Genomic DNA, 23,233 nt, shown 5'->3' with positions numbered 1-23,233 from the left:
TTTTTTGTTTTGATTTTTCATTGGTATGATTAGTGAGCCCATTCGCGAAGTGTCTTGTCTTTCGGCAGAAAAAAGCCCATAAATCCGATCAACGGGAGGAACGAGCATAACAGAATGACAAAGCTCAGACTGTAGAGATCGGCGAGATAGCCGAATACGAGAGCGCCCATGCCGCCCATTCCAAAGGCAAGCCCGATAATCAGTCCGGATACGGTACCGATTTTGCCAGGCAATAGCTCCTGCGCGTATACGACTGTGACGGAGAAGCTGGAAAGCATGATAAAGCCGCTGATCACGAGCAATGGAAAGGCCCAAAATCCGGAGACGTAAGGCGTCAGTAATGTCAGTGGAAGTGAACCGAGTGTGGAAATGATGAGCAAGTTCCTTTTTCCGAATCGGTCAGACAGCGGTCCGCCAAAAAATGTCCCAACCGCTCCTGCGAAAAGAAAACCAAAAATGACGAGCTGGGCATTGGCGTACTCCATATCTTTCACATACATCAAGTAAAACTGGTAAAAGCTTTGGTAGCCAGCATTCATCCAGGAACGCACACTGACGATGACAATCAGGAGGGCTAAGGCAATCAGCCGCTTGTTCAGATTCGTATACGTGACAGGTGCGGCAGTAGCCTTTTTCAAACGCTGTTGCCCACGATACCAGAGAGCAACATAGAGCAAGATGCCGCTAGCTAATAGCGCGGGCAGCAGAAACCAGGCGGCTCCTGGCTGTCCCAGGTTCGCAAAGACCAGGATGGTCATCAAGGGAGCGAGTGCTTGCCCGGCATTTCCCCCCACCTGAAAAATGGATTGCCCCAGCCCTCTGCGAGGACCTGATGCCAAGTGGGCGAAGCGTGAGGCTTCTGGGTGGAAGATGGCTGAACCAATCCCGACACAGGCAACTGCTGCGAGAACAAAATAGTAATTACCGGAGAAAGCGAGTGCCAGCATCCCCAATCCCGATACGATCAAAGCCAGTGGTGGCAATAAAGGGATCGATTTGCGATCAGAGTAGTAACCGACAAATGGTTGCAAAACAGATGAAGTAAGATTCATAACGAGCAAAATCATTCCGACTTGTGTAAACGTCAATGCTAGATTCTTCTCCACTATAGGGAGCAGAGCAGGGATGACCGCTTGCAAGCTGTCGTTTAACAGATGCGCAATGCTAATGGCAAATAGCATGCGATAGACAGTCGGTGCCGCAGTCCCTGCGGGTGTTGAGTGAATGGGTGTCGACGAGGCACTCATGTCAGTTCATCCCCAACCTTTCTTTCGTAACTTACTTTTTTGTTTTTTCAATGTAGCACGGATTCTACAGAACGTCATCCATGAATGCTGGGAATATGATGGTCGAAAATAAAGGATTTGATCTGTCAGGAAGTTTTTAAAAAGGTAGGTAAAAAGGGAGACGCTGTCGAAAAAAGAGAAAAGCACAATGGACTAGACCATGAGCAGAACGCTAGGGGGAATGCTGGAATGCTGGAAGGTATAACAGAATACTGGCTATGCGTGGGAGGAGCCAATGTTGACGTGCAGGGAGTCACCTCTGCTAGACTGTTGCCTGGAACAAGTAATCCGGGTGAAGTGCATCAAGAGGCAGGTGGCGTAGCTCGAAACGTGGCGGAAAATCTGGGATGGCTAGGAGAAGAAGTGCAGCTGTTTGCTCTGGTAGGAGAAGACGCAGACGGCGAGTGGCTAAGACAGGTCACTGCAAATAGTGGAGTAGCTACTCATGGCATGTTGCGAATCGCAGGGAAATCGACTGGGCGCTACTTGGCTATTCGTGACCGTGACGGTGAATTGTACACGGCTGTTGCAGATATGGAACTAAATGAAGAGTGGCCAGCCGAGATTATCCAGCAAGGTCTCAAATGCTTGCCACAGGCGGCAGGCTTGTTTCTGGATGCCAATCTTCCGGTTGAGGTTATGCGGGCATTCTTGACGGAAGCCAGGAGACTCGACAAAAAGATCGTCGTAGACCCTGTTTCTGTGAAAAAAGCAGAAAAATGGAAAGGGTTGCTTGAAGGCGTTCATATACTTGTCACGAGTATTGATGAACTGGAAGTGTTAGGTGGCCAATCCCTTCATTCTTATAATGATGTGGAAGAATGCGCGAAAAAATTAGTGGCAGAAGGTATTCATCAGGTCATGGTCATTTGTGGGGAAGCAGGGCTGTGGCTGTGCACCGCACAGGAGGAAAAATGGCTTGCTGCACCAATTATGCCGATCCGAGAGTCCGCGGGGGATGCGTTTGCTGCGGGTATCATTTATGCGCAAAACAAAGCGTTGTCCCTTGTAGAACAAGCTGCTTTCGGCGTTGCTCTGGCCGAGATGAGAACGAAGGGAAACGGACGATATGATATCGATGTCCTTTTGGCACGGAAAGATTACTATGCCGCAAAAGAAAGACAGATCCTCGGCAGAGAATGAAAATACATAGCTTGACGTACACTACCCGTTAGTTACAGAGGAGGAGTGTATGTCATGGAAAAGAAATCGAATGATGTGAACGGAAAACAAGAGAGCCATGTTCGGCAGGGCGGAGATTCACACCGCTCCAAAAACAAGCGTCCTGAGGGTCCTGTACAAGGATTTAGTCAGGCACCACGCGGCTTGCAATAAGCCAAAAATGATATATGCAACTAAAGTCCCCTTATCGACAAAAAGATGGGGGACTTTTCGTTTAAAGGAACATTTTTCTACAAATGCAGACAACGATATGGTACAATACCTGAATCAGAGTATTGCCAACTGAAGAAAATAGTGGTGCATATTGTCGAGTGGCACAATTCAAAATCGTGCCTCCCTTTACTTTGTCAAAAAGCGTGCGCGAACAAGGAGACTGATTCATATGCCAGATACTGTTGTGAAAACACGCGCTTCAGCTTCTCGAAAGAAACAGCCGAGCCGTAATCGAAAAATACGTAAACTCGTGATATCCATCACATTGATGACCTTGCTGCTGGTTGGCGGTGTGGCTGGAGCGATTTATTGGAAAATTGAAGACACTCTGACGGAAGTAACGAACCCTGCAAACAGCGGATTTACTTCGCCAGTATCCCAAAATGTCGATCCTGTTTATTACTCGGATAAGCCTATGTCATTCGTATTGCTTGGTTCTGATTCCCGTCCTGAAACAGGTTCCATGAATACAGACGTAATGATCGTGGCAGTTGCCAACCCGAAGACGAAGAAGGTTACCATGGTATCGATTCCGCGGGACACACGCGTCAAGATCCCGGGCTATCGCGACTACCATAAGATCAATTCTGTCTATGCCAATGGCGAAGCAGAACGCAGGCAAGCTGAGCGCAATAAACAGACGGTTACGGAAGACGGTATTTCCTTAACGAAGAAAACGTTGAATGAAATACTGGGTATTCCAATTGAGCATTTTGTAGCCATTGATTTCGATGGTTTCAAAGCAGTCATTGACGAATTAGGTGGTGTGGAAGTCAATGTGGATCGCAGACTGGTATACGATGATCCAACTGACGATACACACATCAATCTCCAGCCAGGTCTTCAAAAATTGAATGGCGAGCAAGCACTTGGTTATGTACGACATCGTCACGACAACCGTGGAACGAAGTACTATTCCAGTGACTTCGACCGAAACCGTCGCCAACAAGAAGTCATCAAGGCAGTCGTAGACAAAACGGCCTCTCTTGAAGGCTTGACAAAGATATTCAATGTCATGGATGTAGGCGCCAAGAATATACATACCGATCTTTCCAAGGATCAGATCAAAGGCTTGGCCTACGATTTCAAAGGATTTAATTCCTCTACGGTCACTGCATTGGATAATGGGGCCTATTGGAGCGGAGGATATACGTATCTCGAAAAAGAAAAGCTCGAGACTGTTCGTAGTTCCTTGCAATCAGAGATGGGAGTGACAGGGAGCGTCGTAGCGTCGCTCAACAATTCCCCGATACTTGGTACTGGTGAAGCGGTTGCGACTAGCAACAAAAAGAGCGTCAAGAAGAAAACGACAGAATCAGCAGCGTCAACGAAGCATAAAACGGAGGCTCCGAAAGAACAAGAGCCGACGAATCCAACCGACGGTCAAGATGGTATGGCAAATGAAGGCGCAATGCCGCCACCTGATGTCGTAAACACAGAGGGGCAAGGTCAGTCGGCAGATCAAGGTCAGGGAGCACAGAAGCCTGCGACTGATGCAACACAAACTGTACCAGGTAATAACTCTACTCCACCGCCGGATATCATCCCGCCGACCAATCAGGATGCCGGTCCTTCAACTACAGATGGTTCAAGCACGAACTCCTAACGAGTACGAAAAACACCCGTTCATCACGAGCGGGTGTTTTTTATTTGTCGATTCATCATAAATTTTTAAAAATTCGTTTATGGAAAAGGTTTAGAAAACACCAATTTCGTGGTACAATAATAATATGCTGATAAGACAGATTAATCAGATAATTATTACTGACTGGAGGGATTTCTATGACGATTTTCTTGGTGAACCTGTTCTTGGTGATTGCTTTTGTGTACCTGATCAGCCGCCAACAAAATGAAGAGTTTGTGTACGATGAAGATTTTTTCCTCCAGAACCCTTCAGCTTTGGAAGAATATCAGCAGATGCCGATTGATTTCCAGCACGCCTTTTTCCGCAAGCATAAAGAGTGGATTAAGGAAAAATATATGCGCGGAGAAAGTTACATTTTAGGCTACTGTCCAAACAAAGAAGTACGTCGTGCGTGGCTTTCCGAATTCATGAATCAAAAAAATATCAACAATACACCGACCCCTTCCTCGTGAAGGGGTTTTTCGCATCTGTAGGACTCGTGCTATACTGCTACGAGAGAATATGGTGAAACAGGAGGAAAAAGTACGTGCTACAATTTATGGTGGAGAAACTAAATCAACAGTTACATACGCATGGAATGATTTCGGATATCGTCTTGCGCTCGGATCATTCGTTACTGGAAGAGTCGGAAGGGCAAGAGGTTCTGATCACGTTTTCCGAGGCGGAGGACGAGAAGCAACCAACGGCTACCATCCATCTGTTTACACTTGCGGAAGAGGACAGCTGTGAAATTGAAGTGGAAATTGACTATCCTTATAGTTTGCAAGATGAGGAGATTCAACAGCTATGGACGCAAGCAAAAAGCTTGGTAGCGGAGTGCTCGTTGACAGAAAAGCGCCGCTTTGTGGAGTCTGGCAAGCAGACAGGAGCAAATGTCGTGCTGGATTATCACTTTGTCGTGGAAATGCCGCGAACAGAAGCGGAGGAATTGGCATTTACAGAAACCATCGCAAAATTTTCCGCGGATTTGGGGATACTCGTCAAACTCGGCACATAAAAAACGGTTGTCCATGCAAAAAGCTCAGGCTTAATCTTATCAAGACCTAAATTGAAAAAAGACAATAAATGGCGGACATCTATTATACATGTATAGTATGTGTCCGCCATTCTTGTCATTCAACTATCGTTTCCAAGCGACTTTCGATACAGATTCCAACCGCAATTATAAGCGTTCATTAATTCTAATCAACAATTCCTTCAAGGTTTGCTTTTCTTTTTCGGTAAGGACTTGAGTGATTTCGTCCTCCACCTTTTGGAAGGAGTCATTAAAGTCTTCAATCTCACGAAATACTAGGATTGGAACTATGTCCCTTGGCTGTCGTCTATATAAACGAAGGCAAAAATGAACACAAACTAATTTGACGAAGAGGTGTTTTGAAATGGCATTAACGTCCGCATTCACGAGCTTCAACCTGCCTGTAAAAAACGTAGAACAATCGAAAGCGTTCTTCACCGGACTCGGATTCGAGCTCAACCCGCAATTCCCCGAGAACGAGAATTCGGTAGCCATCGTGATCGGCGACAACCTGCAGGTCATGCTGATCAATCAAGCATTCTTTAATACGCTCACGGAGAAGGAATCCGTCGATACGAGCAAGTATGCGCAGATGACGATCGCATTGGCCTTCGAGAGCCGGGAAAAGGTCGATGAAATCGTGAATACTGCGGTCTCCTTGGGTGGGAAATTGCACGCTGAACCTGAAGATCATGGGTTCATGTATCATTGGGGCTTCGTGGACTTGGACGGTCATCTGTGGGCCATTAACTACATGAACATGGATGCGGCACAAGGTTAAGGCTAATGGAGAGCACGCTCGTACTAGGGTTCAAAAAGAAAGACGTCGGGCATCTTCCCCGGCGTCTTCTTCGCGATGATTAGTTTTGTTCGGTATAGGCTTTGAAATTGTCCATGATCGCTTGCCAGCCAACTTGCTGGAACTCGACGGGATTGGAGCTTTCCGCGTCGAACGTTTCAATGACCGTCGTCTCATTCCCTTGATTTGACGAAAGCAATTGATTTAGCACTGCAAGAAACTGATTAAATAAACAATGTCAGTCTAAAACTTTATTATGTTTGTACAGTAGAGTGCCCTGCTGTTCGTCTTTGTAATGAAAACTCCTACTCCGCCCGTTACTTCCAAGAGCTCCCAAGTTATTTTCGTTCTGACGACTCCCGCTTTTATAGGGAGGAAGAAGGAATATAAAGAGAAGAGAGAGAATCGTATAGATAATAAAAATGAATGAGCATTCACTCGTTAGGGGGCGTTTAACGTGGAACTTTCAAAAGTATGGGAACCGATCCAAATTGGGTCGATGACGTTGCCAAATCGGATTATGATGGGGTCCATGCACGTTGGATTTGAAAAGCTGCAGAATGGTGTAGCGCGGCTTGCTACTTTTTACGCAGAGCGTGCGAATGGAGAGGCTGGTCTGATCGTGACAGGAGGGGCTGCCGTACATCCAGAAGGCGGCATGGGCGACGAGTATTGCAATGTATACCAAGACGAGGATATCGAGAAATTGCGCCTGATCACGAAAGAGGTTCATCAAGCCAATGGGAAAATTGCGTTGCAGCTGTTCCATGCCGGGCGTTATGCGTACAAGGAAGCGACAGGATTAGACCCGGTAGCACCATCGCCATTGCAGGCGCCGATTAACCGTTGGAAGCCGAGAGAGTTACGCGCTGACGAAATCGAAGCGACGATCCAATGCTTTGCTGATGGAGCCGTACGCGCCAAAAAAGCTGGCTTTGACGCTGTAGAAATTATGGGTTCGGAAGGATACTTGATCAATCAATTTTTGTCCCCTGTGACCAATAAGCGAGAAGATGAGTGGGGTGGGGACTTTTTACGCAGAGCGCGTTTCGGCATCGAGGTGGCTAAGCGTGTCCGCCAAGCAGTGGGACCGGATTATCCGATCATCTACCGGATGTCGGGATTGGACTTGATGCCAGATAGTACGACGATGGAAGAGACATTGCAGTTTGCCAAAATGCTGGAGGAGGCAGGGGTGGATGCTCTCAATGTCGGAATTGGCTGGCATGAATCACAAGTACCGACGATTGGCATGATGGTGCCGCGTGGAGCATATGTATGGGTGGCGCAGCAAGTTAAGCAGGTTGTGAACATCCCGGTTATCGCCAGCAATCGAATCAACGACATGCGTCAGGCTGAAACGATTTTGTACGAAGAATGCAGTGATATGGTTTCCATGGCCCGACCATTTTTAGCGGACCCGTATATCGTTCAAAAAAGTAAAGAAGGACGTTTTGATGAAGTAAACACATGTATTGCATGCAATCAAGCCTGTCTCGACCATATTTTTGATGGGAAGGTAGCCTCCTGTCTGGTCAATCCACTTGTAGGCAGGGAAGCAGAGTGGCGGTTGGTTCCGGCGGAAAACTGCAAGAAGGTAGCTGTAATCGGTGCGGGGCCTGCTGGCTTGGAGGCAGCTCGCGTGCTGGCAGAGCGAGGGCATCAGGTGGTTATCATGGAGGCCAAAAAACAGATCGGTGGACAATTAAACTACGCCAGACAGGTGCCAGGTAAAGAGGAGTTTAATGAAACGCTTCGCTATTATCAGACAGAGCTCGCGCGTCTTGGTGTCGAAATCAGGCTGGGAACACTGGCAGAGGCAGAGGCACTCATAGAAGAAGGTTTTGCAGAAGTTGTCGTGGCAACGGGAGTCATTCCGCGGCGTCCAGAGATTCCAGGTGTGGAGCTCGGACATGTGAAGGGATATGATGCGGTATTTGAAAAGCGCGCCAAGGTAGGTAGACAAGTGGTTATCGTCGGTGCGGGAGGAATCGCGTGTGATTTGTCCCATTTGCTGATGCACGACGAAACGATCTCACCGAAGGCAGCGGAGTACTTGCAGGAGTATCGGATTCTGGATGGAAGAGCTGTACAGCAGCTGCAACAAAGAAAACGAAAAATCAGCATGCTGCGGCGTGGGAAGCATGTCGGATCGGGCTTGGGTAAAACGACGCGCTGGGCAGTTCTCGCCAACCTGAAGCGACGTGGCGTAGAGATGCTGACACAAGTTGAATACAGCCGGATTGCAGAAGAAGGGGTATATTTCATTCAGGACGGGGAGGAACGCATGATACCTGCTGATACGGTCATTGTAGCGGCTGGAGCGACCCCCAACAATTCGCTATACCACGCATTGCTTAATCGGCTGCCTGTGCACCTTATAGGTGGGGCTAAAGAAGCGGGAGAGCTCGATGCCAAGCGAGCTATTTTGGAGGGTGCGACTGTCGGAAGAGCAATTTAAGGTGCTGAAAAGATTTTCTATTTCGAAAACAAGAGGAATCGGCTATGATTAAGAAAAGTATGTCGTCTTTTTAGAAGTTTTGTCGAATCGCTTTTCAACCTCCGCTAATTTTTGCAAAATGAAGTTATACTGTTCAAATTCATTTGATTGGGGGCTCTCGCCTTGATGAACCATAATGGCATTCTCTTAGGGAAACGTTACTTCCTGTACTCGTTAGCACCGCTAGTAGAGGTGGAGGGATGGACGTTTACGATAGCCCCGGGGTTTAAGTTGATCGCGGGCGGGAGTGCCAATCCGTTACAGACATTAATCAGCGTTTACCGAGAGAATGAAAAGGTGGCGCAACTCGTGCTTCATCATAGACGTAGTGATTCAGATGTCACTGTGCAGGCTGTATCGAGTGATCTCCTGTTAGAAATCGCCCCGGCGACTAGAACTGTAAGTGTAGCAGAAAAGCTGTAGGCACCCTGAACGGGGTGCTTTTCGCTTTCGAACTTCAATCATCATTCCGAGCAATCGAGGAGGCGTCAGGATCATGGTAGGGAACGAATGGCAGGTAGGTCAGTTTCAATTGTCTTGGCTGAGAGGTGGACTCACGAAGCTGGATGGGGGCGCAATGTTTGGAGTGGTGCCCAAGCCGCTTTGGAGCAAAAGATACCCATCGAATGATCTCAATCAAATCCCTTTGCGTGCTGACCCGATCCTGGTACAAGCTCATGGCAAGCGTATTTTGATTGAATCGGGTATGGGAAATGATCGGCTAACGGAAAAACAGAAGCGCAATTTTGGCTTGGAGGAAGAGTCTCGAGTGGTGGACTCCCTCGCTGCGAAAGGGCTGACTCCTGCAGATATTGATATTGTCATCATGACACATATGCACTATGATCATGCCAACGGACTTGTCTCTATACGTGATGGACAACTTGTTTCGACATTTCCACAAGCCGTCATCTACGTGCAGGAGCAGGAGTGGGCGGAGATGAGAGAGCCGAATGTTCGCTCGAAGAATACATATTGGGAAGAAAACTGGCGTCCGATTGAGAAGCAGGTGAAGACATACGGTGCTTCGCACGAAGTTGTGCCGGGAATCACGCTTCATCATACAGGAGGGCACAGCCAGGGACATGCGATCGTCCGGATGGAGACAGAGGGGCAGTTGCTTTTGCATCTGGCGGACATCATGCCTACACATGCTCACCAAAATCCATTATGGGTGATGGCCTACGACGACTACCCGATGACCTCCATCTATGCAAAAGAAGAATGGATCATCAACGGGATCAAGCAAGGCGCTTGGTTCACGTTTTACCACGATAGCGTTTACCGCGCGGTGAAATGGAACGAACAGGGAGAAATGATTGATCGTATAGAAGTGATTTTGTAAAAAGGATTGGCAAAGACCGTCAGCGTTTTCTGGCGGTCTTTTGCGTTGTCTACGAGAAATGTGTCCAACCCTATCGAAATTTTGATTACTCTCATAGAAAAGTTTCATAATCAAAAAATTTTGAATGCTCATTGACGAACGACCATTGCCTCTCTACAATGGGAACATCACAGAGCATCTGTTCTGGCAGAGGTGGGAGTGCATAACAGTGGTGGGGAGAGAGAGAAAATGAGCTGGATCAAGATGCGTTTACAGGAGTTTCACCCGATCGTCTGGTCATTAGTCGTCGGGACCGTGTTCGTTCGGGCCGCCAGCTCGATGAGCATGCCGTTTTTGTTTTTATACTTGTCCAATCAAACAGATATGAGCTTGGCAATGATCGGATTGACGATTGGAGCAGGACCGCTCGCGGGTACCATCGGAGGCTTCTTTGCGGGAGCATGGTCGGACAGAATAGGGCGCAGGCGAGTCATGCTAGGTGCGTTGTACGTGTGGACGCTTGTGTTTGTCGGGTTTGCGCTTAGTAAAGATCCTTGGGTTCTCCTATTTCTCAATATAGCAGGTGGACTCTGTCGATCCTTCTACGAACCGGTCTCACAGGCGTTGATGGCAGATGTAACGCCTCAAGAGAAGAGGCTTCGTGTATTCGGTATTCGCTACATGGCGATTAATGTTGGGGTAGCGGTAGGGCCTATCGCAGGGGTAGTACTCGCCAAAAGCTCTGTCGCACTACCTTTTCTGGTGACTGCACTGATTTATCTGATTTATGTGATTAGCCTGCAAGGATTATTGAACAAGTTCGGCATTAAACAAATTGAAGGTCAAAAGAAAGAAGTCGTTACATTCAGCCGTGCATTCCATGTAGTCGTGAATGACAAAGCGTTTCGCTTGTACATGCTCGCTGGTGTTTTAGGAGCGATTGGCTACTCGCAGATGTCTTCTACGCTGGCCAAATTCGCAGAAATGACGGTCGTGAATGGAACAGAGCTGTTTGCCATCCTGATGACCGTCAATGCGATTGTCGTTGTCGTGATGCAGCTTCCGTTGACGACTTGGGCAGAAAAAAAGACGCCTCTCACCGCAATATTGGTGGGAAACGTCATGTATGCGGTTGGTGACGTGGGTTATGCCTTTGCCAATTCGTGGCTGATTTTCATTGTGGCGATGGTATTTTTCACGATTGGCGAAATCCTTACGTTTACCGCAGGGGACGTCCTGATCGACCGAATGGCCCCAGAGAATATGCGGGGCAGCTATTACGGTGCGAAAAGCTTCAGCAACCTCGGCCAGTTCATCGGTCCGTGGATGGGTGGATTGCTGTTAGCACATTACGGAGGTACGACGTTGTTCCTGGTGGTAGCAGCGACTTCGATGATGAGCAGTGCCTTCCAATGGGCGGGTGCTCGCGCCTTTGAGGCAACCCGTGGCAAATCCTTTAATGAAGCGAGGAGTGAATCACTCTAACGCTTGCAAGATACGATCCGCCATCCGTTTATAGCCATCAGCATTCGGGTGGAAGTGATCTGTATACAAGTAGTTTTGTTCCTTACGCAAGAACAAGTCGTAGGTCGGCACCACGAAAACTTGTGGGTACCGTGAGGCGATTTGGGATGCATGATTGTTCCAGTCGAGCACAGGTCCGATGGTGTCGACGGCTGCTTCGGTATTGCCAAAAGGATTGTACAGGGAAGTGTAAACGATCGTCGCCGTCTTGTTGACGCTGCGAATCTGTTTGAGAATCTCTTCATAGTTGACCGCGAGCTTATTAAGAGCCGTGGTCACTTTTTCTTTTTCAATGGTATACAGCCCGCCTGTCTGCCTGAACAAGTCGTTGCCGCCGATGGTAAAAAGAATCAGATCGGCTTCAGCGAGCAGCTTCTTCACTTGCTCCTGAGACATTTGCTTAAGCAGCTCAGATGATTCCTGTCCATTAATCGCGAGGTTTGTGAACGTAATCGAATGGCCCGATTTTTTCTCCAATGCTTGGCGAACGAGTCCGACATAGCCCTGGCCGTTTGCGTCTCCGGCACCGCGCGTGAGAGAATCCCCTAGTGCGACTACTTTGTGGACACCCTTTTCTGGTAAAGGTGAGGGTGGCTGCTCTTTTTGCACAGGTGGGCTTGCTGTGGACGGTGCCAACTGCTGTGGATTCATCGCGAGGACAAACCCTGTCGCAAATAAGAGAAAGGAGAGTAAAGACAAGAGACCTGCCGTGCGCCAAAGGAATTGGCCGGATGTGCGCATCAGGTATCCTCCTATTCGTTGTAAAGTGTATGGTCATGGTATAATGTGGATGGACATCTTATGACAGTGTATCATAAACACAACGCCATCGTCAGTTGACGAGGGGAGACTCAGATAGGAGGGCGTACATTGGCCGAAACGGTCCTCTCAGTAAAAGGATTGCAAAAAGCGATTGGCAAAAAGCCGATCATTCATGATATTACGTTTGACGTTTTCGCCGGAGAGGTATTTGGATTTCTCGGGCCGAATGGTGCAGGCAAAACCACCACAATCCGTATGCTCGTTGGATTGGCAAAAGCCGATGGGGGAGATATTCGCATCGGAGGCATCTCCCTTCAAGAACAGTTTCCACAAGCGATTGCGCAGGTTGGTTGTATCGTCGAAAACCCGGAGCTGTATAAGTTTTTGACGGGCAGAGAGAATCTCGAGCAGTTTGCGAGAATGAGTGGCGGTATAACGCCTGAGCGTATTGAGGAAATCGTCCGCTTCGTTGATTTGGAGCGGGCAATTGATGATAAGGTAAAAACGTACTCACTCGGAATGAGACAGCGTCTGGGGATCGCGCAGGCACTTTTGCACCGGCCGAAAATATTGATCCTGGACGAACCAACGAACGGCTTGGACCCAGCGGGGATCCGTGAGTTGCGCCAGTTTATTCGCAAGCTTGCCGAGGAAGAAGGGCTCGCGGTTTTCATTTCGAGTCATCTTCTCAGTGAAATCGAGATGATGTGCGACCGGGTGGCGATTATCAGCCTAGGGAAGGTCATTTCTGTTGGATTAGTCAAAGAACTAATGGAGCAGTTTGCTGATCAGGTGGATTGGACAATCCCGTCTTCCCATATACAAAAGGCAGAGCAAATCCTGCGAACTCTATCAGCAGTGACAGAGGTGTGGGTGGTCAGTGAAGAGCGCCTGAAATCACGCATGGATGTAGAAAAAGTGAGCGAGGCTAACCTAGCTTTGGTCAATGGCGGCATACCTGTGATGGGAATAGCGACGAAGACGGTTACACTGGAAGACCTGTTCCTTACATTGACGGGAGGAGGGGGAAGTCATGGAGCAAAACATGGTGGGGCTCGTACAGAATGAAACCATAAAATTGCTGCGGAGGCGCCGTTTTCTCGTCGTCGTGCTGATCTTGGCGATTCTGATCCCGATTTTTACATACGCACAATACCGTTCGGTTGTTACTGCACAAGAGCGAATGGGGACAACCGACTGGCGTCCGCTATTAACCCAACAAATCGTCGATATGCAAAACAGGCTGGCATCAAGCCGTCTTCCCGAGGAGTGGCGGGATTTTATCAAGGTCAGGATCGCGCAACAGCAATACTATTTGGATCATGACATTAACCCGATGGCACCGGGGGGGCCTACTTTCGCCCGTGGCTTTATGGACCAGGCCATTTCAATGTTTTTGCCGATGATTATCGTCGTGCTCGCGGTTGACCTTGTATCTTCTGAGTTTAGCGAGGGGACGGTCAAGCTACTATTAACGCGACCCGTAAGGCGGTGGAAGGTACTGACCAGCAAATACATCACCCTGCTTCTGTTTACCTCTCTCACGGTTCTTACGACACTGATTCTTGCTTATTTGCTCTCTGGGGTCGTGTTTGGCTATTCCGGTTGGGATCTTCCTATTTTGACTGGCTTTGAAGTATCGGGAGGAGAGCTCGAGACATCCGGGGCTTTCATGCTGCCACAATGGCAATTTTTGCTGATGCAGTATGGTCTAGGCTGGTTCGTCTGCATCGTGGTTGCTACGGTAACGCTTATGGTCTCTGTTTTGGTCCGGAGTGCGGCTGCGGGGATGGGAATTATGATGGCAGCGTTAATTAGCGGAACCATCCTGACGCAGATGGCATCCTCCTGGGAATCGTCCAAATACTTGTTCGTAGTAAATTTGCAGCTGACGGATTATCTCAATGGAACACTGCCTCCGATTAAGGGGATGACGTTGCCGTTCTCGTTGACCGTGTTGAGTGTATGGGCGATCGCTGCACTGATCATTGCGTACGCGACCTTTATCCGTAGAGATGTCACATCCTAATTTGACTTTTTTCGTTACTTTTATCCAAGTCTGCTCGTCTTTACCATGACGAAAGAAAAAGACAGCGAGAGGGGAAAGGCGAAACAGAATGGATGTATTATGGAAAGCAGGCTCGGTGACACTATCTGGCATGTTTGAGCTGTGGGCAGCAATCCCTGTAGGCTTTATGTTGCAGCTACCACCGGTTCTGATCGGAATCTTTAGTGCGGTGGGTGCGATTATCAGCGCGGGTGCTGTTATTTTTGTGGGAGGTTCATTGCGCAATTGGCTTTTAAAGCGTGTAGAGAATCGGAGCAAACGTCAAGGGCGCATGTGGCAGATTTGGGATAAATACGGAGTGGTCGGCCTTGGCCTCGCTTCGCCGCTTTTAACGGGTGCCCCACTGGGAGCTGCTATTGGTATCTCGCTGGGAGCCCCTACGAAAAAGCTCATGCTGTGGATGTCGGTGGGCATTATTATCTGGAGTGCGCTATTGACGGCAGGAGTGGCTTTTGGTCTTTTGCAATTCATGGTACCAGAAACAAAATAGCTATATGCATGAAAACCGCCAATTCTGGCGGTTTTTGTTCATAATGAGAGTCTGTAAACAATCTCTCCATCGTATACGTCGCCAGTTTCTTCAAAACCGGATTGACTGTATAAATGTCTTGCACCTGTATTGTCCGGACATACGGTCAAGTTCACAAATCGGCTTTGCGGGAAACGGTTCCGTACTGTATCTACGATCGCTGAGAGAGCCGCTCTGCCATATCCTTTGCCTTGGTACTCGTGATCAATCAAAAAACCATTGAACCAATAACACCAATCTGTGGAGGCGTCATAAGCAATCATGACAAACCCAACCATTTCATCAGCGTCATACAAACAGAATGGTTCATAGGCGCAGTTGTCACCGTCAGGACGGATATGAACCTTCGCCAACGAAACGGCAACAGAGGGGACAAAGCGCTGCTGCTCGTCCTGCACCTGCAAGCGTAATGCATCCTGCCAGTTATCTCTGGTTGTCGGAACTAAACGAATAGTCATATCTTTGATAAGTCTTCACCTCGTTCATCTTGATAGCTTAAGCGTAACCGATCTCACCTGAAAAATCTTCCTTTTCCGCGTGGGCGTTTTTTCGTAAAATAAACCAAGGATACAAATAGAAGAGTTCCCGAAAGTGAGGTAACTGGCATGGACGAGAAAAAAGAAGCGTTGGTCCCTGAACTGGAGGATCTAGTTCGTAAATTTACAGAGCTGTTGACAGGAGAAGCGACTCCTGAGCGCGTAGAAATGGTAAAAGTATGGTGCCTGTACACGACAATGGCAAAAGCGATGCCGCCGCTGATTCAGCATTGGGGAAGCGAACCTGAGCATATGGAAGCACGCAATCAAATTCGGGAAATCATCGAGCAAATCAAGCAGTGGAATCAGGAGAAAAACCAAAAGCACTAAAGATAAGAAAAACGCTGTCTCTTGTTGAAAGAGAGCAGCGTTTTTTTACTTCAATCAAAAGGCTAACCAGCGTGGAGGCATCCATTCTCCTTGGTCAGTTTTACGGATTCCACGTGATGTGCTTGGCAGCATCCATTAATTCATTTAAGGTGACACCGTGTGCCGTCATTACGACATACAACGATTGATTGTCGGATTTAGCGTTAAAATGAGCCGCGTGCTGGGCAGTTGATGCTTTTGAATCCGTTTGATCAAATGAAACAGCGATGGCTTGCTCTCCGTTGACCGCGAACAACTGAGTAGCTGAGAAAGTACCTGGGATAGAGAGGCTACGCTTGCCTTCTGTATTACGCACAACATCTATGCGAATCCAGTCGTTGTTCCGCTTGTAATCTGAAGTTAAGCGAGTCACCTTCTGGCTGGTTTCGGATTCATATTGGACCGATACTGTACTCATCGAGAACCCATTCGGTGCTTGCGACAGGGCAGGTACGGGCATATCTGATGCTTGTACAGCGGTGTTCAAATCAGTGAAGGAGGATAGTGTAATGGGCTGCTTCGCTAGCGCTGGCAACGCTGGACCCACTAATGCGTTCTCAGTTGTAGCGCCATCAGCCGTGTCTTGTTCTCCTTGGGAAGCCATCCCAAAGGTCATAGGATTCTCAGCAGCAGCGCCATTGGCTTCCTTTGCGGCTATATGGTTACCAGTATTTGCTGACTCCGCTGGAACTTCTGATTTCGCTTTAGCCGCTTGATCAACTGAGTTCCCCTGTAATCCCCGAGATGCCACGCTGTTCTGCCCGTCTTTATTTACCGTATGTGGCACTGGTGTGGCTACTTTTTCCTCTGGTTTCACCATCGCAATCGCATTGTTCGATTGGGGAGGTGATGCAGGAGGTGTATCTTTTTCAGATGCAGCCGGAGGGACCTGCGATTGTGTAGCAGCAGACTCAGGATTGCTCTCTGCCTTTTTCATCGTAGGGCTGTCAGCAGCTGCTGGTTGAGAAGCGATTGCAGGTGCTGGAGCTTGTGTTGCCGATTTTGATTCCACTTCGTCGAATGCAACTATGTTCCGGTTGATCTGATTGTCTTGTATCCCGTTTTCTTGTATGGCAGCCATTTGATTACTACTCGGTGCCAGTTGTTGGTAGCCGACGAAACCAACTGCGAGCAAGACAGCCGCTGCGCTAACCCAGGCGTATGAAGGGAAGCCTTTGGTCCAACGCTTGTTTGGTTTTGAAATCACTGTGTTCGTTTGTTGCTCTGAAGATGCAGTAGCGGCGTGAGGGGGTACACCTTTTCCGGCGGTCTGGTAGATTGCTTGCATGATTCTGTCTTCCAGGTTCGCTTGAGGTAGTGGAACCTCCTTCAAGAACTGCACCTCCTCTTCTGTTGTCATTTGCGTTTCTATCCAAGCGATGCATTCGTCACAGGTTTCAATATGTGAGTGCGAATCGCTATCTGTGTCATCTAGCCATGCCTTTCTAAATGCCTGGCAGTTCATGTACGAGCCCCCCTTCCTTGCGGGATAACAATTTTGCGAGTTCCTGACGAGCACGCAAGTAACGGACGCGAGCTGTAGATTCGGCGATGCCGAGAAGTGTAGCTATCTTTTCAAACGGATATTCGTGCGTACAGCGAAGGACGATCACTTCTCGATAGGAATCTGACAGTAAGGCAAAGGCTTCCTGAATTTCTCGCCGTTGCTCTTTTGTCATGAGCGATTCCTGAGGGGATTCATCCCGTGTATTGGACGGCACATAGGCCAATTGTTCATCCGAGTCATGATACTTTCGGCGACGCAAGAAGTCGATGCTCTTATTTCGGGCGAGCGTATGTAACCAAGAAGAAAACTGGCTGTCTCCACGGAATGTCGACAATTTTTCATACGCTTTTACAAATACTTCTTGAGTAAGATCCTCTGCATCAGAGCGATTGTTTACCATTTTGTAAATGAAAACATAGATCATATGCTGATATCGCTGGATGAGGTCGCGATACGCTTCGATGTCGCCTTGAAGAATCCGCTGAATGATTTCGGCGTCGGATTGCATTGAATCTTTGGCCTCCCTTCCCTCTATGAGACGCTGGTTATTCGTAAACGTTTCAGACCAGCGTTTCGATTTCTATAATATCGTATGGATAGCCCTGTTCGACCAGAAAAAGCTGGCGATGGAGCGAAAACTCCTGCTCTCTCGTGTCTCGTGTTACCAATGTATAAAAATGGGCAGTGTTGTCGTCTGTTTTGGGCCTTAAGATACGTCCCAGGCGCTGTGCCTCTTCTTGTCTGGAGCCATACGTCCCGGAGATTTGGATCGCGACGTTGGCATCCGGCAAATCAACCGCAAAGTTGGCTACCTTGGATACGATCAGGCGTGTAATTTCCCCTTTTTTAAACTGCGTGTACAAAAGCTCACGTTCTTTGTCCGGTACTTTTCCTGTAATGAGTGGCAGTTGGAGGGCCGTTGCCATCTGCTCAAGCTGATCGATATATTGCCCGATGATCAAAACGCGATCGTGGGCGTGCCTCTCCAATAGCTCGCGGACGACCTCCAGTTTTTTTGGATTTTCCGCTGCAATGCGAAACTTTTGGCGAGCGGTTGCATGTGCGTAAGCCTCCCGCCACTTCGGCTCAAAGGGGAGTCGAATTTCTCGGCAATGCGCCTCTGCGATCCAGCCTTGCTCTTCCATGACTTTCCACGGAACCTCGTACTTTTTTGGACCAATCAGAGTGAAAACATCTTCCTCCCGCCCGTCTTCCCGAACAAGAGTAGCAGTCAGCCCAAGTCTGCGAGTGGCTTGAATCCCAGAAGTTACACGAAAGATGGGTGCAGGCAACAAATGCACCTCATCGTAAATAATAAGCCCCCAGTCGCGCTCTGAAAAGAGTTTCAGATGAGGAAAATCATCTTCGGCGGTGGGGCGGTATGTAAGAATTTGATAAGTTGCCACAGTTATTGGCTTGACTTCTTTGTTGTCACCAGTGTATTCCCCGACCATATTTGGATCAAGTCCTGTTTTGTCCAAGAGCTCAGCGATCCACTGGCGAACCGATGTCGTATTCGTGGTCAATATGAGAGTGGCTGTTTGCAACTGGCAAATGGCACCGAGACCAATAACTGTTTTTCCAGCACCACAGGGGAGGACGAGAACGCCGCTGCCCCCAGTCACAGCGCCTCCGGAATAGAAAGCATCGACAGCTTCTTTTTGATAGGAACGCAAAGAGAATGCTCTGCCTCGGGATGTCGTTTCCCGTAAGCTCACTGCACAGGATTCGCCTTCTGTATAGCCCGCCAAATCTTGAACAGGAAACCCGAGCTTGATCAGCTCTTGTTTGATCAGTCCGCGCGCATAGCTTTTGATGACGAATTCATTCTCAAAAAGAGCAGCGATTGATTTATAACTGGTTACCTCTGTTAAAAGAAGTGGGTCTTCACTCATTAATACGAGTTGATCACCAATGCGTTCCAAACGAAACAAGCCGTATTTTCGCATCGTATCTTCAATTTCTTTAACGATGGTTGGCGGGACACCGTACTTGCTGTAGTTGCCAAGCACGTCTGTTACCTCTTGTGATGTCAGACCGGATGCAGCTGCATTCCAAAGCGATAAAGGGGTGATCCGATAGGTATGGATGTATTCTGGGTTCTTGATTAGCTCAGTAAAACCACTGATAGCTTGTCTGGCCTCGTGAAAGAAAGGATGCTGTGTTTCCAACAATATCGTCCGATCGCTTTGAACGATCAAGGGCAGGTCTGGACGGTAGGACAATAGACTCACCTCGTTGCAAAAGGCATAGGAATCAGCACTATGGTATCACAATCTCAAAAAGAAAGAAAAACGAACAGGTAACATTTTGGCTATGATGGGAAACAATATCCCAAAGCATGGACGGAAAGGATGGCGGGGAGCATGGCAATTTGGGGAAGCTTGTTTAATTTGATCTTGGTCATGATCCTCGTACTCCTAAACGGGTTCTTTGTTGCGACTGAATTCGCGATCGTAAAGGTAAGGGAATCGCGCATTGCACAGCTCGCAGCAGAAGGAAACAAGCGCGCTGTTGACGTCGAGAGAGTTCTGCACAATTTGGATGCCTACCTCTCCGCGTGCCAACTTGGGATTACGCTGGCCTCATTAGGACTCGGTTGGTTGGGAGAGCCTGCTGTCGCGCATCTCGTGCATCCAGTTTTTCGTTACTTCCATTTAAATGAAACGGTTGTTACCAGTATTTCCTTTATTATCGCTTTTTCGTTGATTACGTTTTTGCATATCGTGCTGGGAGAGCTGGCTCCGAAGACATTGGCGATTCAATACTCCGAAAAGGTGGTACTGGCAGTAGCCAAGCCGATCCAACTCTTTTACAAAATCATGTATCCCTTTATTCAAATGCTGAACTGGTCCGCGAGTCATTTTTTAGGGCTTTTTCATATATCATTGGAGCCGCATCAGGAAGCACATACAGAAGAAGAGATACGCATTCTTGTCAATGAAAGCCATAAAAGCGGCTTGATTGATCAAACCGAGCTGATGCTGGTGGATAATATTTTTGATTTCTCGGAGACGATGGCGAGAGAGATCATGGTTCCGCGTACAGATATGGTTGTCTTGAACCTGCGCGATCCTTTTGACGAGAACGTCAAGCATGTCCAAAACGGACGATTTACCCGCTATCCAGTAGTGGATGGTGACAAGGACCATGTTGTCGGTAGTTTACATATCAAGGATATGCTGACGGGGCTTCTGGAAGGAGAGAGCCAGGATCTTCAGACCTTCATGCGCCCGATTCTGACGGTACCGGAGACGATCTCGATCAGCCGGTTGCTGACCATGCTGCAAAAACAACGAGGGCAAATGGCGATTATCATTGATGAGTATGGAGGCACTGCCGGGCTGGTGACCCTCGAAGATATAATGGAAGAAATTGTTGGAGACATTCAGGACGAGTTTGACGATGAACGCCCAGAAGTAGAACGTAGTGACGGCATGCTGTCATTGGACGGGCGTATGTTATTGGAAGAAGCGGGCGATTATCTGGACATCGAATTGGAGTCGAGTGATGTGGATACGCTTGCCGGCTGGATTTACATGCAGATCGATCATCCGCCGCGCGTGGGGGATCGGGTAAAAGAAGGAAAGTACGAATTTATCGTGGGAGAGGTCGATCATTACAGAATCACACGGGTCTATGTAAAGAAAGTCGGCAAAGCAGAGGAAGAAATCAGTTCCACGTAAGGGAAGAAGGGGGCTTCTCAATGCGTAATATAATTGCTATAATGGGACACAAGTTGCATAGATGGCAATGAGCCTAATTGCTTAGGGTGATTAGAGCAGCTGAGAGTAGAGACTAGAGGAGGAAGTACAGATGAGACGAGCAGTCAGTATGGTACTGACCGCATTGCTGGCGTTTTCTTTGGCAGCATGTGGTAACGAAACAGGTGGGAAAACAGAGACAGCAGCAACGACAGGCCAAGGGCAAACAGTGAAGCTGGGGCTGACGCAATTCGTGGAGCACCCTGCGCTTGATGCCATTCATAAAGGAATTTTAGATGGTCTGAAGGATGCTGGCTACGAAGAGGGCAAGAACTTGGAAGTAGACTCCCAGAACGCCCACGGTGACATGAACAATACCGTCTCGATCGCACAGAAGTATGCCGGAGATAAAAAGGATCTTGTCGTAGCGATTGCGACGCCATCCGCTCAGGCTGCAGCAAAGGCGATTGCTGACAAACCTGTTATTTTCAGTTCCGTAACAGACCCGATCTCGGCTCAACTGGTTGGCAGTCTGGAGAAGCCAGACAAAAACGTGACCGGGACGTCCGATAAAGTATCCATGGAACAACAATTGAAGCTGGTGAAAACCTTCCTGCCTCAGCTGAAAAAGCTGGGCGTGATCTATACAACCTCCGAAATTAACTCAGAGGTACAGGTCAAGGAATTGGAAGACGCAGCGCAAAAACAAGGCGTAGAAATCATCAAGGCGGGCATTTCGCAGCTATCCGAAGTGCAGCTGGCGGCCCAAAGTCTTGCTAGTAAAGCAGATGCCATTATTATCCCAATTGACAACACCGTCGTATCTTCCTTTGAAGCGGTGCTCGGAGCAGCAGAGGAAAACAAAATTCCTGTATTTGCTTCTGATACCGATACAGTGAAACGTGGAGCGGTTGCTACTTACGGGATTGATTACTACCAAATCGGTAAACAAACTGGCGATATGGCTGCCCGTATCTTAAAAGGGCAGAGTGTTGCTGATACCCCTGTAGAGATTTCGAAACAAGCTGATTTGTATATTAATGAAACAGCTGCTGCAAAGTTTGGGCTCACTATTACTGAGGCACTCAAACAACAGGCGAAAGAAATCATCAAGTAAAAAGAGAGCGTCATGCTCTCTTTTTATTCTTTTAAAACCGTTTTATCCATGTTAAACTGTAGAAAAAATTCACGAGGGGGAATTCACTAAATGTTCAAACAAAAGAAGAGTATTAAAATTTTTCAGAGTTTTTTATTTCCTTTATTGCTTTTGTCTGTTACCGCTTGTGGACAGCAAAGCACTACCCCTGCAAACAATCCTACACCCGCTCCTGCAAACACGACGGCATCTGCTCCGTCTACTGAAACCAAGCAGCTGACAATTGGAATTTCCCAATTCGTTGAACACCCTGCTTTGGATGCAGCAAGAGAGGGCTTTATCAGCCAACTGGCTAAAAACGGTTACGAAAAAGACAAGCAAGTAAAAATCGATGTGCAATCCGCTCAAGCGAGCATGGATACAGCCATTCAGATTGCCCAAAAATTCGAGGCTGACAAAGTAGATTTGGTGTTGGCCATTGCGACTCCAACGGCACAGGCTGCCGCACAAACCAGTAAAGAAATTCCGATCCTGTTTACTGCGGTAACCGATCCTGTAGAAGCTGGTCTGGTTGCAGCGATGGACAAGCCGGGAGCGAACGTAACCGGTACATCGGATATGAATCCAGTCGAAGAGCAATTGAAGCTGATCAAAGAAATGAAAGCTGATGCGAAATCTGTTGGAATCATTTATAGTTCTGGCGAAGTCAACTCCAAAGTACAGGTAGATGCGGCAAAAGCCGTAGCTGGCAAGCTTGGTTTGGAAATTAAAGAAGCAGCGATTACGAGTGCGACAGAAGTGAAGCAAGCAGCTGAGTCCATGGTGGGCAAAGTAGATGCTTTCTACGTACCAACTGACAACATGGTCGTATCTTCGATTGCAGCTGTGATCGGAGTCGCTGAAGCACAAAAAATTCCGGTCATCGCTGGTGAAGAAAACTCTGTGAAGAGCGGAGCGATTGCCACTTACGGGATCGACTACACGAAGCTGGGTGAGCAAACAGCTGATATGGCAACAAAAATCCTGAAGGGTGAAGCGAAGCCGGCCGATATGGCTGTTGAAGTGCAAGCAGACATGAAGCTCGTATTGAATAAGAAAGCAGCGGAAAAAATGGGTGTGACGATTCCGCAAGCCATGCTCGACCGTGCTGGACAAGTGATCGAGTAATAAATGC

The 23,233-nt window shown here is 48.1% G+C and carries 24 protein-coding genes and 1 pseudogene; 17 read left to right on the top strand and 8 right to left on the bottom strand.

What is annotated here, in order from left to right; translation table 11 throughout:
• Positions 1 to 29: 29 nt before the first annotated feature.
• Complete coding sequence (locus HPY31_RS23625) at positions 30 to 1,247, bottom strand: MFS transporter (protein ID WP_172142696.1); 1,218 nt, start codon at positions 1,245 to 1,247, stop codon at positions 30 to 32.
• 228 nt (positions 1,248 to 1,475) lie between these two features.
• Between HPY31_RS23625 and HPY31_RS23620 the strand changes: the two genes are divergently transcribed.
• The 5 genes from HPY31_RS23620 to HPY31_RS23600 all read left to right on the top strand — a co-directional run bounded on the left by HPY31_RS23620 (position 1,476) and on the right by HPY31_RS23600 (position 5,323).
• On the top strand, positions 1,476 to 2,429 hold the full coding sequence (locus tag HPY31_RS23620) for a carbohydrate kinase family protein (protein ID WP_172142695.1): 954 nt from the start codon (positions 1,476 to 1,478) through the stop codon (positions 2,427 to 2,429).
• 54 nt (positions 2,430 to 2,483) lie between these two features.
• Complete coding sequence (locus tag HPY31_RS23615) at positions 2,484 to 2,621, top strand: hypothetical protein (protein ID WP_007717021.1); 138 nt, start codon at positions 2,484 to 2,486, stop codon at positions 2,619 to 2,621.
• 229 nt (positions 2,622 to 2,850) lie between these two features.
• Complete coding sequence (locus HPY31_RS23610) at positions 2,851 to 4,287, top strand: LCP family protein (RefSeq protein WP_172142694.1); 1,437 nt, start codon at positions 2,851 to 2,853, stop codon at positions 4,285 to 4,287.
• Positions 4,288 to 4,463: 176 nt separating this feature from the next.
• The gene (locus tag HPY31_RS23605; RefSeq protein ID WP_015892313.1) at positions 4,464 to 4,778 is read left to right on the top strand and encodes a hypothetical protein; all 315 of its coding nucleotides are present in this window, start codon (positions 4,464 to 4,466) and stop codon (positions 4,776 to 4,778) included.
• Between the two features lie 74 nt (positions 4,779 to 4,852).
• The gene (locus HPY31_RS23600) at positions 4,853 to 5,323 is read left to right on the top strand and encodes a hypothetical protein (protein ID WP_172142693.1); all 471 of its coding nucleotides are present in this window, start codon (positions 4,853 to 4,855) and stop codon (positions 5,321 to 5,323) included.
• 165 nt (positions 5,324 to 5,488) lie between these two features.
• On the opposite strand, the pseudogene HPY31_RS29250 reads toward HPY31_RS23600, so the two are convergent.
• Positions 5,489 to 5,605: pseudogene (locus tag HPY31_RS29250) on the bottom strand (MarR family transcriptional regulator); the annotation flags it as partial.
• A gap of 100 nt (positions 5,606 to 5,705) precedes the next feature.
• On the opposite strand from HPY31_RS29250, the gene HPY31_RS23595 reads away from it, so the two are divergent.
• On the top strand, positions 5,706 to 6,122 hold the full coding sequence (locus HPY31_RS23595) for a VOC family protein (RefSeq protein WP_007729208.1): 417 nt from the start codon (positions 5,706 to 5,708) through the stop codon (positions 6,120 to 6,122).
• 79 nt (positions 6,123 to 6,201) lie between these two features.
• Here HPY31_RS23595 and HPY31_RS23590 read toward each other — a convergent pair whose 3' ends face one another.
• Positions 6,202 to 6,351, bottom strand: a complete 150-nt coding sequence (locus HPY31_RS23590; RefSeq protein ID WP_172142661.1) for an SRPBCC family protein — start codon at positions 6,349 to 6,351, stop codon at positions 6,202 to 6,204.
• A gap of 246 nt (positions 6,352 to 6,597) precedes the next feature.
• On the opposite strand from HPY31_RS23590, the gene HPY31_RS23585 reads away from it, so the two are divergent.
• The 4 genes from HPY31_RS23585 to HPY31_RS23570 all read left to right on the top strand — a co-directional run bounded on the left by HPY31_RS23585 (position 6,598) and on the right by HPY31_RS23570 (position 11,449).
• Positions 6,598 to 8,601, top strand: a complete 2,004-nt coding sequence (locus tag HPY31_RS23585) for an oxidoreductase (protein WP_172142692.1) — start codon at positions 6,598 to 6,600, stop codon at positions 8,599 to 8,601.
• Between the two features lie 165 nt (positions 8,602 to 8,766).
• Positions 8,767 to 9,063, top strand: a complete 297-nt coding sequence (locus tag HPY31_RS23580) for a hypothetical protein (RefSeq protein WP_016742437.1) — start codon at positions 8,767 to 8,769, stop codon at positions 9,061 to 9,063.
• A 73-nt stretch (positions 9,064 to 9,136) separates the two neighbouring features.
• A complete protein-coding gene (locus tag HPY31_RS23575) occupies positions 9,137 to 9,985 on the top strand; it encodes a YtnP family quorum-quenching lactonase (RefSeq protein ID WP_172142691.1) in 849 nt (282 codons plus the stop codon).
• A 228-nt stretch (positions 9,986 to 10,213) separates the two neighbouring features.
• A complete protein-coding gene (locus HPY31_RS23570; RefSeq protein ID WP_172142690.1) occupies positions 10,214 to 11,449 on the top strand; it encodes an MDR family MFS transporter in 1,236 nt (411 codons plus the stop codon).
• On the opposite strand, the gene HPY31_RS23565 is transcribed toward HPY31_RS23570, so the two are convergent.
• On the bottom strand, positions 11,441 to 12,229 hold the full coding sequence (locus HPY31_RS23565) for a GDSL-type esterase/lipase family protein (protein WP_016742440.1): 789 nt from the start codon (positions 12,227 to 12,229) through the stop codon (positions 11,441 to 11,443). The two genes, HPY31_RS23570 and HPY31_RS23565, sit on opposite strands and share 9 nt — an antisense overlap.
• Positions 12,230 to 12,358: 129 nt before the next feature.
• Between HPY31_RS23565 and HPY31_RS23560 the strand changes: the two genes are divergently transcribed.
• From HPY31_RS23560 to HPY31_RS23550, 3 genes are all read left to right on the top strand, one after another.
• Positions 12,359 to 13,318 carry an ABC transporter ATP-binding protein gene (locus HPY31_RS23560; RefSeq protein ID WP_172142689.1) on the top strand — a complete coding sequence of 320 codons (960 nt, stop codon included), beginning with the start codon at positions 12,359 to 12,361 and terminating at the stop codon, positions 13,316 to 13,318.
• Positions 13,284 to 14,279, top strand: coding sequence for an ABC transporter permease (locus HPY31_RS23555; RefSeq protein ID WP_142497659.1), 996 nt, complete (start codon positions 13,284 to 13,286; stop codon positions 14,277 to 14,279). The genes HPY31_RS23560 and HPY31_RS23555 overlap by 35 nt, the downstream gene beginning before the upstream one ends.
• Before the next feature lie 88 nt (positions 14,280 to 14,367).
• Positions 14,368 to 14,808 carry a small multi-drug export protein gene (locus HPY31_RS23550; RefSeq protein ID WP_016742443.1) on the top strand — a complete coding sequence of 147 codons (441 nt, stop codon included), beginning with the start codon at positions 14,368 to 14,370 and terminating at the stop codon, positions 14,806 to 14,808.
• A 38-nt stretch (positions 14,809 to 14,846) separates the two neighbouring features.
• Here the strand turns inward: HPY31_RS23550 and HPY31_RS23545 are convergent, their stop codons facing one another.
• A complete protein-coding gene (locus HPY31_RS23545) occupies positions 14,847 to 15,305 on the bottom strand; it encodes a GNAT family N-acetyltransferase (protein ID WP_172142688.1) in 459 nt (152 codons plus the stop codon).
• A 147-nt stretch (positions 15,306 to 15,452) separates the two neighbouring features.
• Here HPY31_RS23545 and HPY31_RS23540 point away from each other — a divergent pair, with 147 nt between their 5' ends.
• Positions 15,453 to 15,713 (top strand): YusU family protein, encoded by a 261-nt coding sequence (locus HPY31_RS23540; RefSeq protein ID WP_015892299.1) that lies wholly within the window; start codon positions 15,453 to 15,455, stop codon positions 15,711 to 15,713.
• Positions 15,714 to 15,813: 100 nt separating this feature from the next.
• Here HPY31_RS23540 and HPY31_RS23535 read toward each other — a convergent pair whose 3' ends face one another.
• Genes HPY31_RS23535 through HPY31_RS23525 form a run of 3 tightly spaced genes read right to left on the bottom strand, consistent with a single transcriptional unit; the run spans position 15,814 to position 19,484 of the window.
• Complete coding sequence (locus HPY31_RS23535) at positions 15,814 to 17,217, bottom strand: hypothetical protein (RefSeq protein ID WP_172142687.1); 1,404 nt, start codon at positions 17,215 to 17,217, stop codon at positions 15,814 to 15,816.
• Positions 17,198 to 17,767 carry an RNA polymerase sigma factor gene (locus tag HPY31_RS23530; RefSeq protein ID WP_007716978.1) on the bottom strand — a complete coding sequence of 190 codons (570 nt, stop codon included), beginning with the start codon at positions 17,765 to 17,767 and terminating at the stop codon, positions 17,198 to 17,200. Before HPY31_RS23530 ends, HPY31_RS23535 begins: the two co-directional genes overlap by 20 nt.
• 52 nt (positions 17,768 to 17,819) lie before the next feature.
• A complete protein-coding gene (locus HPY31_RS23525; RefSeq protein ID WP_216675785.1) occupies positions 17,820 to 19,484 on the bottom strand; it encodes a DNA repair helicase XPB in 1,665 nt (554 codons plus the stop codon).
• Positions 19,485 to 19,625: 141 nt separating this feature from the next.
• Here HPY31_RS23525 and HPY31_RS23520 point away from each other — a divergent pair, with 141 nt between their 5' ends.
• From HPY31_RS23520 to HPY31_RS23510, 3 genes are all read left to right on the top strand, one after another.
• The gene (locus HPY31_RS23520; protein WP_172142685.1) at positions 19,626 to 20,945 is read left to right on the top strand and encodes a hemolysin family protein; all 1,320 of its coding nucleotides are present in this window, start codon (positions 19,626 to 19,628) and stop codon (positions 20,943 to 20,945) included.
• 130 nt (positions 20,946 to 21,075) lie between these two features.
• Positions 21,076 to 22,080 (top strand): ABC transporter substrate-binding protein, encoded by a 1,005-nt coding sequence (locus HPY31_RS23515; RefSeq protein ID WP_016742448.1) that lies wholly within the window; start codon positions 21,076 to 21,078, stop codon positions 22,078 to 22,080.
• A 90-nt stretch (positions 22,081 to 22,170) separates the two neighbouring features.
• Complete coding sequence (locus HPY31_RS23510) at positions 22,171 to 23,226, top strand: ABC transporter substrate-binding protein (RefSeq protein WP_172142684.1); 1,056 nt, start codon at positions 22,171 to 22,173, stop codon at positions 23,224 to 23,226.
• Positions 23,227 to 23,233 lie beyond the last annotated feature (7 nt).

The organism is Brevibacillus sp. HB1.3 (assembly GCF_013186635.1).
Taxonomy (GTDB): domain Bacteria; phylum Bacillota; class Bacilli; order Brevibacillales; family Brevibacillaceae; genus Brevibacillus; species Brevibacillus brevis_D.
This window is presented reverse-complemented; position numbering and strand designations above follow the sequence as displayed.